10 protein-coding genes are annotated in these 14,773 nt (G+C 57.7%); 3 read left to right on the forward strand and 7 right to left on the reverse strand.

What is annotated here, in order from left to right:
• Nucleotides 1-530: 530 nt before the first annotated feature.
• From ATB98_RS02655 to ATB98_RS02665, 3 genes are all read right to left on the reverse strand, one after another.
• Nucleotides 531-2,021 carry an aldehyde dehydrogenase gene (locus tag ATB98_RS02655; RefSeq protein WP_234781852.1) on the reverse strand — a complete coding sequence of 497 codons (1,491 nt, stop codon included), beginning with the start codon at nt 2,019-2,021 and terminating at the stop codon, nt 531-533.
• A gap of 468 nt (nt 2,022-2,489) precedes the next feature.
• Nucleotides 2,490-3,401, reverse strand: coding sequence for a SphA family protein (locus tag ATB98_RS02660; RefSeq protein WP_066868661.1), 912 nt, complete (start codon nt 3,399-3,401; stop codon nt 2,490-2,492).
• Between the two features lie 323 nt (nt 3,402-3,724).
• Nucleotides 3,725-4,738: a hypothetical protein gene (locus tag ATB98_RS02665; RefSeq protein WP_066868663.1), complete on the reverse strand. Its 1,014-nt coding sequence runs from the start codon at nt 4,736-4,738 to the stop codon at nt 3,725-3,727.
• Between the two features lie 93 nt (nt 4,739-4,831).
• Here ATB98_RS02665 and ATB98_RS02670 point away from each other — a divergent pair, with 93 nt between their 5' ends.
• Complete coding sequence (locus ATB98_RS02670) at nt 4,832-5,806, forward strand: LysR family transcriptional regulator (RefSeq protein WP_066868665.1); 975 nt, start codon at nt 4,832-4,834, stop codon at nt 5,804-5,806.
• Nucleotides 5,807-6,399: 593 nt separating this feature from the next.
• On the opposite strand, the gene ATB98_RS02675 is transcribed toward ATB98_RS02670, so the two are convergent.
• The 4 genes from ATB98_RS02675 to pdxR all read right to left on the reverse strand — a co-directional run bounded on the left by ATB98_RS02675 (nt 6,400) and on the right by pdxR (nt 11,983).
• Nucleotides 6,400-8,796: a transketolase gene (locus ATB98_RS02675; RefSeq protein WP_066868667.1), complete on the reverse strand. Its 2,397-nt coding sequence runs from the start codon at nt 8,794-8,796 to the stop codon at nt 6,400-6,402.
• Between the two features lie 12 nt (nt 8,797-8,808).
• Entirely contained in the window at nt 8,809-9,759 is a 951-nt protein-coding gene (locus ATB98_RS02680) for a PDR/VanB family oxidoreductase (protein ID WP_066868669.1), read from the reverse strand.
• Between the two features lie 6 nt (nt 9,760-9,765).
• Complete coding sequence (locus ATB98_RS02685; protein WP_066868671.1) at nt 9,766-10,257, reverse strand: MOSC domain-containing protein; 492 nt, start codon at nt 10,255-10,257, stop codon at nt 9,766-9,768.
• 238 nt (nt 10,258-10,495) lie between these two features.
• On the reverse strand, nt 10,496-11,983 hold the full coding sequence (gene pdxR, locus ATB98_RS02690) for a MocR-like pyridoxine biosynthesis transcription factor PdxR (protein ID WP_066868673.1): 1,488 nt from the start codon (nt 11,981-11,983) through the stop codon (nt 10,496-10,498).
• An 81-nt stretch (nt 11,984-12,064) separates the two neighbouring features.
• On the opposite strand from pdxR, the gene ATB98_RS02695 reads away from it, so the two are divergent.
• Together ATB98_RS02695 and ATB98_RS02700 are read left to right on the forward strand one after the other, a co-directional pair.
• Nucleotides 12,065-13,300 carry a trans-sulfuration enzyme family protein gene (locus ATB98_RS02695; RefSeq protein WP_066868675.1) on the forward strand — a complete coding sequence of 412 codons (1,236 nt, stop codon included), beginning with the start codon at nt 12,065-12,067 and terminating at the stop codon, nt 13,298-13,300.
• Nucleotides 13,301-13,355: 55 nt separating this feature from the next.
• Nucleotides 13,356-14,252 (forward strand): dihydrodipicolinate synthase family protein, encoded by an 897-nt coding sequence (locus ATB98_RS02700; RefSeq protein ID WP_066868676.1) that lies wholly within the window; start codon nt 13,356-13,358, stop codon nt 14,250-14,252.
• Nucleotides 14,253-14,773 lie beyond the last annotated feature (521 nt).

Here is a 14,773-nt window from a genome sequence, read left to right on the forward strand (position 1 = left end):
CAGTATTACGCCATGCTGGACGAGCCAGCCATGGCCGCATAACTTAAACCAACCGGCCTCCGGCAAACCCGGCGCGGTTCAGTTCCGCTGAGAATGCTGTTGTGTGAGAGGCTAGCCGTCGATATCAACGCGTGCCAACTGGCAGTTCTCCAAGTTTATGGCATGGCAGACCAACCAGCAATAAACATAGAGCTTTCGATCCTGCCAAATGCGGACAGGACGCGTGAAATACTTCTGGCTCTCGCCAAGGAAATTCAGCACGTGGTCGCGGCGGCTGCGACCACAGGAGTTGCTGTTCGCATCTCTCAACTCGACCCAGCAACCTACATAGCCGTAAAATAAGTGCACGCTTTGTTTCCTACGACGCGTGCCGTGGGCACGAGATCCTGGTCTCTTGAGGAGACCGGGCATCCAGTGAGCCGCCAGATGGAGCGGCTCTCACCAGGTCAGCTCATTCACGATTCCACCGTCGAGCTAACAAGTCGCTGGACCGAGATTGTCATTTTCCCGGTCCGCTGTTGGATGAATGATCAGAACGGATAGTGCCGCTCTTCGGTTTGCACGGTGATCCAGCGCAAGTCGGTGAACTCAGCGATACCGGCTCGCCCGCCGAAGCGGCCGATGCCAGAAGATTTCACCCCGCCAAGCGGCATCTGAGCCTCATCGTGCACGGTGGGTCCGTTGATGTGGCATATCCCGGACTCGATGCGTCCTGCAACCTGCCAAGCCCGCGCTATGTCGCGTCCGAAAACTGCGGCGGACAAACCATATTCCGTGTCGTTCGCGACTGCGACGGCCTCGTCGACACCACGAACGCGCAAGATCGGCTTGACCGGCCCAAAGCTCTCGTCCCTGAATATCCTCATCGTCGGTTTGACATGATCTACAAGCGTCGCCTCCATTAGCGTCGACTCGGATTTCCCGCCGATAGCGATCCTTGCTCCTTGCAAAACTGCGTCATCGATAAGGGCATTACAACGATCGACGGTCGCTTGGTTAACGACAGATCCCAAGACGACGGGGCCAAGGCGAGGGTCGCCGGCCGGCAAGCTCGCTGTCTTCGTGACCAGACGTTCCACAAATTCGTCAGCGATTTTTTCATCGACGATTATCCGCTCAGTCGACATGCAGATCTGGCCGGAATTCATGAACGCACCGAAGGCGGCAGCCTGAACCGCTGCCTCGATGTCAGCGTCGTCAAGGATGACCAGGGGCGCTTTGCCCCCTAATTCGAGGACCACGGGCTTGAGATATTTAGCGCAGGTGAGTGCAACCAGCCTGCCGACTTGCGTCGATCCGGTAAAGCTCACGCGCCGAACGGCCGGATGAGCGACCATGGCCTCAAATACCGCTCCTGCGTCAGCTGGGGCATTCGTTACGTAATTTACTACCCCTTCTGGCAAACCGCCGTCACCGAGCGCTTCAATGACGAGGGCATGCGTCCGTGGGCATTGCTCCGATCCTTTGAGAACGATTGTATTTCCGCAGGCGAGCGGCGTTGCCAACGCTCGTACGGCAAGAATGACAGGGGCGTTCCAAGGGGCTATCCCAACCGTGACGCCGGCCGGCACGCGGACCGCCATAGCCAAGCTGCCAGGCACATCCGATGGAATGACGTCACCGCCCACACTTGTAGTAAGAGCTGCCGCCTCTTCCAACATGTCCGCCGCAAGCCGAACATTGAAGTCTGCCCACACATCAGTGGCGCCGATCTCCGCCTTCATCGCTTCTGTGAAATCCGCCCGCCTTTGACGAATGGCGTCGGCAGCCCTCATAAGCATGTTTCGACGCTTGTGCGGACCAAGCTTCGACCAGGATGCGAATGCCTTCTCTGCGGCCTCGACTGCCAACAGGACGTCGTCCGTCGTTGCTGCAGGCGCCGTGCTGACCGCTTCACCGCTTATGGGATTGATACGTTCGAATATCGCACCGTTTGACGCGTCTCGAAGCTGGCCGGCAATAACCAGTTTCGTCTCGAGCACACTGCTCAAGTCACTGGTCGACATCTTCTCTTGTTCCATTCTCCTCCCTCTCCTTCTTTAACAGCCTGAGGCTGCATTCACTGATCAGCGAAGTGTGCAGCGCTGTACATGTCGCGCCTTACCAACTTCATTACCGGACGTTCGTGGCCTCTCCTCTTCACAGACCGATCAGGTCTGCGTGGTCGGTCATTTGAATTGCTGCTCGGGACAATGCTGCCCCCTAATTTGGTTCGGATACTGGACTACTTTCTTCGCATGGCCGTCAATCACCGTCAATGACCGTTGTTGAGTGGTCGGGTCTCCTGCAGAAAAAACTCATTTGAAAAAGGGGCGCTCCAAAGACAATTGTTGCATGTATTGAATGGAGGTCGTGAGGCTACGCACACTGAGCTTTCCCCTAAGATTCTGAAGTCATGCCTTTTAGTCCATACGCCGAACTAAATTGAATGTTCGGCATGCGGGTTCGGACGGCCCCTGCAGTCGAACGCGGGGATGATGCGAACGCTTTTATTCAGGCTTACCGCCAATTGGAATGGTGACTTGCATCCAAACCTTGTCGCCCCGAGTGGCATATTTATTGCCAAACTCGTGCTGCCATTTGACGGCGATTCCGCCACCGCCCTCAAAGGCGTATGTGACTTGCGGGCCGATCGCGAAGCCTTGCTGCCTGAAGCCGTCGCCCACAATCGCACCTTTTATCGTGTCGTCGCTCACTTGTTTAATGATATATCCATTGAGGCCTAACGCCAGTTTCGGGACCGACGGCGCCAGATGGTAAAGGACCGCCCAATCCGCCATGAGCAGCGTGCCAGAACGGTATCCGGTCTCATCGTTCTGCGTGTGGAACTCTGCAACGCCAGTGAGATCCAGCTCGAGCTCCTGCGTTGGAAACCAAGTCATGCTGACAATAGGGCTAATCGAATAAAAGTTGTTCGAGACCTTAGTTTTGGTCGGAATGACGAAGTCCATACCCGCATAGGCAAAAAACGTATGTTCTGGATTAGACCAGCCAAAATAGGCTGGTGAAACAGTGACATCACCGAGAGAGAAATCATGCTCCTCACCGGTAATGGCATTAGTTGTGTTGATATTGAAAAAGGGAACCGCGAAAGCCGAACTGATGCTGAATGGTCCTAGAGTGACCCCATCCCACGTATGAAACAGCTTCGACGCGTTTGCAGAAACGCTGGCTTTGAATCCGGGGATCAGGCTGTCTCCGTCTCCGTCAGCAAAATTGTTGGATGTATAATAGGTTGAAAAGCTCTGAAACCACGTTTCGCCCGGCTCGGGCACGATACCCGAGACAACAGTATTGACACCAATCGGATAGGCAATAGCGCCCTGTTCCGTTGCACCTGTGTCGAATGCTGGAAGCAAAATGCCGGTGCATGCTCCCGCAAGCAGTATTTTCGATTTCATGACGGTCCCCCCTCCTCTGAAGCAGATCGTGAGATCACTCAACAAAAACACTTGCCAGAATCGGTCGCAAACGCTCGATACGTGAAGGTTGCACTGACCACCCAAAGACCGACCGCCAGGCATAGGCGGTCCTCCACCGCCGCCCAAGAAGCAGGCTTTCCTAATATTTTGTGGCTAGCGTGACCGACAAAAGAGCCTTCTGCGCCGCAACAAGCGGTCATCTTGTAAGGTTGCGCAGCAGACTTTTGGCCCGCCGCCACCCGGCCATCGGCGCGGTTCATCGACAGCTGTCGATTCTGCCTCCACCGATATGACGTAGCTCTTCACCCAGTTTTGGCGGTAGGGACATCCGTTTCGTTGCCGACTTCCTGGTTCCCGTGGAGTTGCAGATAAGGACATGCGGACGCCGCCACCATGCGCGGTGTTTTGTGCTGACCCTTGATGTCACCTTTCTGACGCGCCCGTTCGGGGACACTGAGCTTTGGATCGGGCAGAACATTTATCGACAGCCACATGTTGATTTTCACAAAACGCTTGATCAGCCATCCGATGATTGGGTTTGGATCTCCCATTTCGTGTAGATCGCGGGCGCGTTTGTCTGTAAACGTCAAGATCATTTGACGCCCAAGTCCCCAGAAGGGCTTTGGCAGATTGCGCTCGTTGAACTGGCTGATGACATATGGAATGATTGTCCGCGCAACCTCTGATTTTGGCCATTTTTCGTTGTTGAAGTCTTCGACGAACCGCTCCATCGCATCAAAGCTCTCTGGAAAGTCAACAATATAGCCTTCCTCGCTCCGCATCTTGGCCATGATGTTCTTCCAGAAGAGGTGCGATGCAATCTTCTGCTTTTCGCTAAATCCCGGAAGTCCCACCATCTTGGCGAACCGATGCGGACCGGTTCCAAGTGAACAAGGGGCATAGACATAATCACGAAGGGCGAACGCTTCCGGCATCACTTTCATATAAAGCGCATGATGAATCCGGTTAACCTCCTCAATCGCGCGGATTGTGTCGATGTGATTAGGTCCGTTTTCCCACCAATGCCAGAAATGCGATATCGTGTCGTCAGAGCGCTGTTGCTTCAACTTACTGATCTTGGCGGTGCGCTTAAGAATCTCCGCGCCATCTGGGTTCTGAATAAGCCCCGGCAGACCAGTAGAATAGCTGAGGTTCAAAACGAAGTCGTTAGTATAGTAGAGGGAGCTTAGCGCCCAGATCCGCGCGTAATCGATTTTCGGATCGAGGCGCTCAATTTCCTTGGCAATCCACTTGTACCCTTTGACCGGGGTGAGTGAACTCGCACCCGCAGGCACGCCTGAAGTGATCGCTGTCATAAGTCTCCTCCCTCGACTTTCATTGACAAAGGATTCATGACAGATCAAAATTTTTACGTATACAAATAAAGCTCGATATGCGTTATTAGTCATATGGATTTTCGTTCGATCGACTTGAATCTTCTGCTTGTCCTTGACGCCATGTTCAGGCTGCGCAGCGCTACCCATGTTGCGCGCGAACTGATGATTAGTCAGCCGACAGTGAGTTTCTCGCTTAGGAAGTTGCGCGAATATTACAACGACGAACTTTTCATCCGCACCGCCAACGGCATGCAGCCGACGCCCAGGATGTCAGAACTAGCCGATCCCGTTGCGCGAATGATTAGTTTGCTGAATAAGGAAATCCTCAAAACACAGACGTTTGATCCAGCCCGTAGTGGCCGATGCTTCGTCGTCAATATGAGTGACATAGGCGAAATCGCTTTTGGCCCGAAGCTGCTTGAACGTTTGCGGGCCTTCGCGCCAGGCACCAGGATCGAAATCAAGACACTGGGTCCTGATGCGTTGACTGAGGCCCTGAGCCTGCACAAAGTCGATCTTGCCATTGGTTATGAGCCCGAATTGGCCGGGGCAAATATCATGGTGCAAAGCCTTTTCGAGCACCCGTTTGTATGCCTGGTGCGCGCAGAGCATCCGGCGATACAGACCGAACTCACATTCGATCTCTATCGAAACGCGGACCACATTGCCCTCGTGGGGGAGGGGCACGCGCAGAAACACTTCGAAATGATGATCCGAAAGACAGGTATCGAGCGGAAAATTGCTTTCCAGACACCATACTTCATGAACGTTCCCTTTCTGATACGCGAAACCGACCTGGTGGCGACTGTGCCCAAGGCAATCCCTTACATGTTTCGCGAAATGGGCGGACTTCGCGTTTTCGAACCCCCGATCGAACTGCCGCTCATTCCGGTCAAGCAATATTGGCACCGCAGCCTGCAGAACGATCCTGCACAAATCTGGCTCCGCAGGACCGTCGGTGAGCTGTTTCTCAACCGCGATCCAAGCCTCAGCTTGCCGCTCAACAGCCTTTTCGCAGCGGAACAGCGGCGTAAGAAGAGGTATTGAAAATGAAGCGTCTTCCGCTTTCGAATATTCCGATTGCTTCTCAGGCAGCGAGCCCCATCCGGCAGTGGTGTTGCCGGTTAGCGTCCGCATGCTGGTTCCCGCTGCGGCTTACATGACTGGTGCAATCATCAGCTTGTTGCTTAAGTAGCTGCTAGCTGGATCAGTATGGGAGGCGACGTCGAGCGGACCGCATGTAGATGCTGCTCGTCGCCCTAGGCATACCCAGTGGCGCTCCTTTCGGCGGCCAAGAAATCAGGCATCAGCGTAGAGTTCGGTCAGGAAAGCCTCTACAAGAACACCGACATAAGGTCAATTTCTCCGCTGAGCATAGGTGCGGCTGCGGGCCAGCTTCCAAGATTTCGATTTCGTCGAGAAAGCGGAAGCAGCTCGAACCGGCTACCGATCAAGCAGCTGCACCTGTGCCGCTTGATAGATTTTCGTCGTTGAAGCACTGTCTTTAGAAACCGGCGGACCGCAGTTCTGGACACTTAGCGCCCGAGAATGTCTTTGAGGCCGATCGACCATTTATGGCAGTTTCTGCTGGACCAGGGCGTCGTCAAAGGGAAGCTGTTTCTGAGGGCCGAGGTCTGATCTTATGAAAGAGACTGGAGATAGCGTGGGGTCCTTCCGTCACTTACAGCTTTCGCCGCATGCATGATAGTATTGGTATCCAAGCCATGATGCCGATAGAGGTCGGCAACCGTTCCCGTCTGCCCGAAGTGTTCGACACCCAGAGACTTCACACGGTGACCATAGACGCCGCCAAGCCAGGAGAGCGTTGCTGGATGTCCGTCGATAACTGTGACGATCCCGCAATCCCGTGACAGCGGCGCCAACAGGCGTTCGATATGGCTCATCGCCGAGGTCGCTCCACGTTGCCGGGCGCGTTCAGCAGCTTGCCAGCCAGCATTGAGCCGGTCTGCTGACGTGATCGCCAGCAATCCGACATCACGCCGATCTTCGGCGAGCAGGCCGGTTGCGGCGATTGCCTCTGGCGCGACGACACCCTGATAGGCAATGATCACGCTGGCATTCGGTCCCGGCCGACGTAACCAGTAGGCCCCATTGATGATGTCTTGCTCCAGGTCAGGCGCCATCTGGCGTCCTGGCTGCTCCAGCGGGCGTGTCGAGAGGCGGAGATAGACAGATCCGCCCGTCTGATCGCGCAACCATGTCACCTCATCGGGGTCACCTTCGCCGTCGCGCTGCATGTAGTCGAAGGCGAAGCGCATGATGACCGAAAGCTCGTCGACGAAGGCAGGCTCGAACGAGCACAGCCCGTCCTGCGCCATACCGATCAATGGCGTACCAATCGACTGGTGCGCGCCGCCTTCCGGAGCTAGCGTCACGCCGGACGGAGTTGCAACCAGCAGGAAACGTGCATCCTGGTAACAGGCGTAGTTCAACTGGTCGGCCGAGCGGTAGATGAACGGATCATAGACGGTGCCGATGGGCAGGAGCCGAGCGCCGTTGATCGAATGTGAAAGACCCAGTGCCCCGAGCATGATCATCAAATTGGACTCAGCGATCCCCAGTTCGAGATGTTGACCCTTCGGACCGAACTCCCAGCTGTAGGTCGACGGAATCCGTTCCGCCTTGAAGATGTCGGCCATGCTTTCGCGGGCGAAGAGACCCCGGCGATTGACCCAAGGGCCGAGATTGGTCGACACGGTCACGTCCGGCGAGGTCGTGACAATACGCTCTGCAAGCGGTGTGTCAGCACGCGCGATGTCGTTCAGAATTTGTCCAAAACCCATCTGGGTAGACAGCAGCTTGCCCGGCTGACCGGGCGAGGGAAGGGTAGGTGGGACGGGGATTGCCGGTGCGAAAAGTCTGCGGCGGCCCTCGCTGAAGAAGGGCGTCAGAGCGACGAATGCGTCTAGCTCACCAGCTGGCATGGTAGCCGCAGCCCATTTTTCCCATTCCTGCCCGGGCTTCACCCCCATCTGCTGGCGGAACCCCTCCATCTGGTTGGGGGTCATCTGACCGGCATGGTTATCCTTGTGTCCTGCCAGCGGCAGGCCATATCCCTTGATCGTATAGCAGATGAAGCAGACCGGACGGTCGTGCTGTGAGGCCTGCTCAAAGGCCTCTAGAAGACTCGGCAGATCATGTCCTCCGAGATTGACCATCAGCGCTTGCAGTTCCTCGTCGGAGCGCCGCTCGATGAGCGCGGTTACGGGCCCTTGATCACCGATTTCATCCAGCAATCGCTTTCGCCATGCCGCGCCACCCTGGAAGGTCAGGGCGGAATAGAGTTGGTTCGGGCACGTCTTGATCCATTGCCGCAGTTTGTCCCCGCCGGGCTCGGCAAAGGCCGCCTCTTGCAAAGAGCCGTGGCGCAGGATCACGACGTCCCAGCCGAAGTTTCTGAATATCTGTTCGAACCGCTCCCAGAGGCCTTCGCGGACGACAGCGTCCAGCGACTGGCGGTTGTAGTCGACGATCCACCAGCAGTTTCTGAGGCCGTGTTTCCAACCCTCGATCAAAGCTTCGTAAATATTGCCTTCGTCCATCTCGGCATCGCCGATCAGGCTGATCATCCGCCCTTCAGGCCGATCGTTCATCCAGCCATGCGCCGAGACATAGTCCTGGACCAACGAAGAAAACAGCGTCTGCGCCACGCCGAGACCGACCGAGCCGGTCGAGAAGTCGACGTCATCGACATCCTTGGTCCGTGAAGGATAGCTCTGTGCACCCTTGAAACCGCGGAAGTTTTCGAGCTTCTCGCGGGTCTGGTTGCCTGCCAGATATTGGAGAGCATGGAATATCGGTGCTGCATGGGGTTTGACCGCGACCCGATCCTGGGGACGAAGCGCCGAGCAGTAGAGCGCGGTCATGATGGTGCTGAGCGACGCTGACGAAGCCTGGTGCCCGCCAACCTTCACCTCGTCCGCTTCGCGGATATGGTTGGCGTGATGGATGGTCCAAGCGGCAAGCCAGGAAACGCAGCGTTCAATTTCGTTCAGATAGTTGATCTTGGAGTTCATCACACCCCTCTTTTACAAGTCGAGTTTCAGAACGCCCGTCGCGCGTGATACGCACGGGATAAACCGACGGTCACGCGCGTCGTTCGAAAGCACAGCATCGCGATGGATTGGCTGTCCTTCCAAATACCCGCACTCGCAGGTTCCGCAGACGCCGTTCTCGCAGGACGCCATCAGCAACACGCCGGCGGCGCGAATGGCCGATAGCGCTGACTCGTCTGCAGGTACCGGAACAACCGTCCCGTTACGAAGCACAATCGTAAACGGTTCGGGTGGAGCATCATCCCCGGCCGGCGGCTGAAAGGCTTCGAAATTGACGGTGCCATCCGGCCAGTGTCCTGAAGCCTGGCCAACGGCTGCCATGAAGCCGGGAGGCCCGCAATAATAGAGCTGCGCACCACGGGGTCGCGCCAGCAGCAGGCTATCAATGTCCTGCCGAGTTTCTACTTGATCGTCGAAGTGGAGCCTCAGGCTTTCGGAGCCGATAATCTTCTCCAAAGTTCCCAGCAACGGTGCCAGGCTTCGGCTCCGCGAAAAATAATGGAGCTCGAAAGTCTTGCTCTGCCGACAGAGAGCCCGCGCCATTGCTAGGATAGGTGTGATCCCGATACCTCCCGCCAGCAAAAGGACCGGCCCGTCACACTCCCTGAGCGGAAAATGATTGCGCGGGGCGGATACGGACAGCTCGACGCCTGGCGCAATAGTATCGTGGATCCATGCCGAGCCGCCCCGGCCACCGGTTTCGCGCTTCACCGCTATCGTGTATCGGCTGAGATCTTCAGGGTCACCGCAGAGCGAGTATTGGCGTACCTTCCCGTCGGGGAGGTGGACGTCGACATGCGATCCCGGTTCAAAGCGCGGCAGAAGAGGCTTGCGTGGGTGCCTCAACTCGATCACGCGGACGTCGCCCGGCTCGTCGTGGACGCCGGCAACAATCAGTTTCATGATGATACGTGGAGATCCCATGTCGCGTCACTCGTCCATTGGCAGGATCGGGTCCCCAGGGCGGATGGTACCACCGACCTCGATCGAACAGTTGAGGCCGGAGCGATTCAGCAGCCCTTCGTAGAGGCCCGGCATGCCGAGCAGCTCCTCGATGTATTTGCAGGGAAAGTTCATCCGCGCCGCCCGCAAAACCGTTTCGCCGACCCGGAAGCGCTTGCCGACGAGATGATTGAGCGGAATGCCGCGGGTCGTCAGGTTGCGCCTGTGATCTTCGGGTTTAAGCGTGCCCTGGAAACCAGGAATCTTGGGCTCTCCCTTGGCAATCGCCTCGAGAACCTCGACCTCTATCAGCGTGACTTCACGGACGTCAGGCTTAGGGGAATACGTCCCAGTCCCGAGATAATAGCGGTCGCCCGCAATGCCGCGGCCAGCGATGAGTTGCGCCTCGGCGAGTTCTTCCATTTCGTAGGAAGCGGCCGGCGCAATGTGAATGTGGAGCAGACTCCCCTGCCAAGTCATGTATCGGCTCCCGCAATGCCTTGCCTTTTATCGACATGGATCTCCGCGCCGGTGGCCTGCTGCTCTCATCATGGGATCATCCCATGTCTCACCAGTCCCGGCTGACGGGGAAATCTGCCGTGAAACTGGCTTCGTCAACAGTGCCAGTTTACCAGCATGTTCCTAGTCCAGTTCGGCGAAGGTTAAAGGCTTGCCACGAGAGGATGCAATAAAATGCTCGGCGCGCTGGGTCTTGCTGTCAGCCCGCCCCCTTCACTGCATCGACGGCCGAGGCGACAAGTTGAATGCCCTTCTCGATCTGCCTCGGTGTCAACGCGGAATAGCCTATCACCAATCCCAGCCGCTCTCGTGGCGCCTCACTTGCCTCTGGTGCAGAATCGTAGAGCAATGAAATACCGTAGAGGCCGACGCCGCGTTGGCGAGCGGCATCCATCAGGGCGATCTCAGCTGATCTCGGCAGCTCATTGAACCAGACGACGACATGCAATCCGGCATCCGCACCCTCGACCGTGACGCGGTCGCCGAATGCAGTCTCAAGAGCGCTCAATAATGTCTCACGGCGCTCCCTATTCAGTCGTCTGACGCGACGCACATGGCTCTCATAGGTGCCACTTTCGATCAGAGAGGCGAGCGCTTCCTGCTCGGTCATAGGTGTATGGCGGTCGGTCAATTGCTTGGCGGTTGCGAACACCTCCTGCAATTGCTTTGGCACCACGAGGTAGCCAATGCGCATCATCGGCGACAGTGTCTTTGAAACGGTGCCCAGATAAATGACGTTGCGCCCGTCCGCCAAGCTCTGGAGGGGCGGAACGGGGCTGATGTCGTACCGGTACTCGCTGTCGTAGTCGTCCTCAACCACATAGGCGTCTCGATCCCGAGCCCAAGCGAGAAGCTGGTGGCGACGGCTGATCGGCATGACACCGCCCAAGGGAAACTGATGGGATGGTGTTACATAGGCCATCCGGGCGTCGATTCCTGATAAGTCCGGGGTCTTCAAGCCGCCCGCGTCCACGTCCACTGCCACGGCGGAAGCCCCGGTGCTTGAGAAGATCTGGCGAGCCATCCGGTAGCCGGGATTCTCCATCACAAATGCGCTGTTCGGGTCGAGGAGGATCCGCGCGCAGAGATCCAGCCCTTGTTGGGAACCATTGACGACGATGATTTGCTCGAGGTCGCATTGTAACGTCCGCGCCCGCCAGAGATAACCTTGAAGGGCTTGCCTCAGGCGTCGGGATCCTCGCGGGTCCTCATAGGCAAGCCGACCTCGCCGTTGCGTAAGGACCGAATTGACGGCCCGCTTCCATGCCAGTGCAGGAAAGTCAGACGGGGCAAGATCTCCGTACCTAAAATCAACCGCCAGGTTGGTTGGCAGATAGTCGAGCCACGGCGAAAGCGCACGAAGTCTTTCGCCGTAAGCAGAAAGCGGCCCGAACGCCTCCTGTGTAGCGTCGGACTCTTTCGGCCGCTGTCTCAGCTCCAGCGCTGTCACACGCGGGCGGGCGCCTTGGCGCAGCTCTACAAAGCCTTCAGCGGCAAGCTGTTCATAGGCAACAGTAACTGTTGTCCGCGACACATGCAGTTCATTGGCCAGGCTGCGTGAGGATGGCAGTTGACTTCCCGCTTCATAGACACGGCTAAGGATCTGACTCTTGAGCGCCTCGTAAATCCTGCGTGCGCCCATCCTCGGGGCGTGTACTGCCGCCGCTTGGTTTTCCGACTGGACCATATTCTTTCTGCCAAACTGGATGTTTCATGCCGGCCAGTATGATGCCAGTCTGGGCCAAAGCAAAGAGGATACGATCGAGCTATGACAGGCGGCGGCGAGCATGACAAATGTCAGAAACAATCCGGCCACTCTCATGCGGCAAGCTTCGGCTTCGACACGCGCGCCATTCATCATGCGTTCAGCCCCGTGGACTTCAAACGGGCAGTCCAGCCGCCAGTCTTCCTGACCTCGACCTACGGCTTCGAGAGCGTCGAGGCCAATGACGCCGCGGCAGCGCTCGGCGGCAGACTTTACGCGCGGGAATACAACCCGACCACAGAGATCCTCGAGCAGAGGCTTGCGAATCTGGAAGGGGCGGAGGCGGGCCTTGTCGTATCGACCGGAATGGCCGCCTTCGGCACTCTCATCCTCTCCTTGCTGTCGCAGGGCGACGAGCTCGTCGTTCACAAAACGCTTTATTCGAATACCGTGGCAATGGTGGAGCAGGGGCTGCCGCGTTTCGGCATCAAGGTCGTTCCCGTCGACCTCTCTGATCCGTCGAACCTCGACACGGCGATCACGGAAAAGACCAAGCTCGTCTATTTCGAGACGCCCGTGAACCCGCTCAGCAGCATTCTCGACATTTCGGCAATCTCAGAGCGTGCACACGCGCGTGGGGTGAAAGTCGCGGTGGACAGTACCTTTGCTTCTCCCGCGCTCCAGCGGCCGATCGAGCATGGCGCCGATATCGTGCTTCACTCTCTTACGAAATACATCAACGGCCATGGCGACACGTTGGGTGGGGCGTTACTCGGCGACGCCGAAACGCTCCACCGCCTGCACGAAACGGGTTTGCGTTATATTACCGGTGCAACCTTGGCGCCGCACTCGGCCTTCCTGATCATGCGCGGTCTGAAAACACTCTCGCTTCGAATGGATCGGCACAGCGCCTCGGCTCTGGCGATCGCTCGAATGCTCGAAGCGCATCCCGCCGTGTCCTGGGTGAGCTATCCCTTCCTCGAATCGCATCCCGGTCAGGCTATCGCGCGCAAGCAAATGACACAGGGATCGGGCATGCTGGCCTTCGGACTTCACGCCGGTTTTGCCGGCGCAAGAAATATGCTCGATCACTTGCAACTGATGACACGCGCGGTGAGCCTCGGCGATACCGACACCCTGATCTATCATCCGGCCAGCATTACGAGGGCGCGGCAATCGATCCGAAAAGACGCTCACATGATCTCGGGCGTTGGTGACGACCTTATCCGCCTTTCTGTCGGCCTTGAGGACGTGGATGATCTGATTGGCGACCTGCAGCAGGCGCTCGCGACCTTGTGACACCCGCATTGACGATTGCGAACATAGAAGCACAGAACCGGACCGGGAGTATCGAATGGCTTTCCTGAGCGGGCTCTCCGCATTTCCCATCACGCCGATTGACCTAGACGGTCGCGTCGACACTGCCGCTCTCAAGAGGCTTGTGGCTCGGCTTTGCATCGCAGGTGTCGACTCCATCGGCCTTCTCGGCAGCACCGGAACCTACATGTATCTGTCCCGCGAAGAGCGGCGACGCGCCTTGGATGCGACCATCGAGGAAGCCAACGGCGTACCGGTCGTGGCAGGCGTCGGCGCCTTACGGACCGACGAGGCGGTCAGACTGGCGCAGGACGCCAAGGCCGCAGGCGCGGCCGCAGGTCTTCTTGCCGCCGTTTCGTATGCGCCGCTGACGGAGGATGAAGTCTTCGAGCATTTCTCCACCGTCGCTCGAAAGAGCGGCCTCCCCATCGTGATCTATGATAATCCGGGGACCACCCATTTTCGCTTCACGGCTGTTCTGGTGGAACGTTTGGCTCAGGTCCCCGGCATCGTGGCAATCAAGAATCCGACGGAAAAAGCCGAGGAGATTGCGAGCCACCTGGGGCAGCAGAGATCCGCGACACCCAAGGGTTTCTCGATCGGCTATAGCGGCGACTGGAATGCTGCCCAAGCCATGATCTGTGGGGCCGATACCTGGTACAGCGTGCTCGCCGGCATCCTTCCGGACGTTTGCCTGCGCATCGTGAGAGCAGCTCAGAACGGCGATGCTGAAGAGGCACTCCGGATTGATGCAAGTCTTGCCCCTATCTGGGAGCTCTTCAAGCGGTTCTCCAGCTTGCGAACCGTTTATACGATGGCCGATCTGCTTGGCGTCTGCCGGGCCGAGCCGCCTCGTCCCATCCTCCCACTACCGCCGTTTGCAAAAGAGCAGGTGGCACACTGCCTGACCTTGCTCGAGCAGGATCTCGCCTGACCCCTGGCAAGGTCAGGCGCCGCCGGAGGATCGCGACGGAATTGCTTTACATCGTCTGGGCATTGCCCGCGCTCATCGTCATCGGCCTTCTGGCAAGCGGTCGGGCTTCCACGCTCGTTGCCGCGGGCATCGGATTGCTGGTGGCAATGGTTGTCGCGCTCGGCGCGGCGCCCGGCGGATTCCAGTTGCGCGACGGCGCCAGCGCACTCTTTCGCGGCGCATGGATCGGCTGGATCGTCGTGCCATATATACTGGGCGGGCTGTTATTCTGGCAGATGGCTGTTCGGCCCGGGGATGCAGCGATACCGGTCGAGAGCCTCAGGCGGAACAGGCAGTCCAGGCGGCGTCTGCTATTTGCTGCGTGCTTCCTGATCGGCCCGTTTTCTGAATCCGCGACCGGCTTCGGCGTCGGAATTGTCGGGACGATGCTACTGTTGCGCAGGCTGGACTTGCAACCGGTTTATCTGATGGCCTTCAGCCTGCTGAGCCAGACGATGATCCTGTGGGGCGGCATGGGCAAC

Source organism: Sinorhizobium saheli (assembly GCF_001651875.1).
Lineage (GTDB): Bacteria > Pseudomonadota > Alphaproteobacteria > Rhizobiales > Rhizobiaceae > Sinorhizobium > Sinorhizobium saheli.

Excerpts from the sequence above, each read along its gene's own strand:
- ATB98_RS02655 (WP_234781852.1), bottom strand. The coding sequence starts at position 2,021 with ATGGAACAAGAGAAGATGTCGACCAGTGACTTGAGCAGTGTGCTCGAG.
- ATB98_RS02660 (WP_066868661.1), bottom strand. The coding sequence starts at position 3,401 with ATGAAATCGAAAATACTGCTTGCGGGAGCATGCACCGGCATTTTGCTT.
- ATB98_RS02665 (WP_066868663.1), bottom strand. The coding sequence starts at position 4,738 with ATGACAGCGATCACTTCAGGCGTGCCTGCGGGTGCGAGTTCACTCACC.
- ATB98_RS02670 (WP_066868665.1), top strand. The coding sequence starts at position 4,832 with ATGGATTTTCGTTCGATCGACTTGAATCTTCTGCTTGTCCTTGACGCC.
- ATB98_RS02675 (WP_066868667.1), bottom strand. The coding sequence starts at position 8,796 with ATGAACTCCAAGATCAACTATCTGAACGAAATTGAACGCTGCGTTTCC.
- ATB98_RS02680 (WP_066868669.1), bottom strand. The coding sequence starts at position 9,759 with ATGGGATCTCCACGTATCATCATGAAACTGATTGTTGCCGGCGTCCAC.
- ATB98_RS02685 (WP_066868671.1), bottom strand. The coding sequence starts at position 10,257 with ATGACTTGGCAGGGGAGTCTGCTCCACATTCACATTGCGCCGGCCGCT.
- pdxR (WP_066868673.1), bottom strand. The coding sequence starts at position 11,983 with ATGGTCCAGTCGGAAAACCAAGCGGCGGCAGTACACGCCCCGAGGATG.
- ATB98_RS02695 (WP_066868675.1), top strand. The coding sequence starts at position 12,065 with ATGACAGGCGGCGGCGAGCATGACAAATGTCAGAAACAATCCGGCCAC.
- ATB98_RS02700 (WP_066868676.1), top strand. The coding sequence starts at position 13,356 with ATGGCTTTCCTGAGCGGGCTCTCCGCATTTCCCATCACGCCGATTGAC.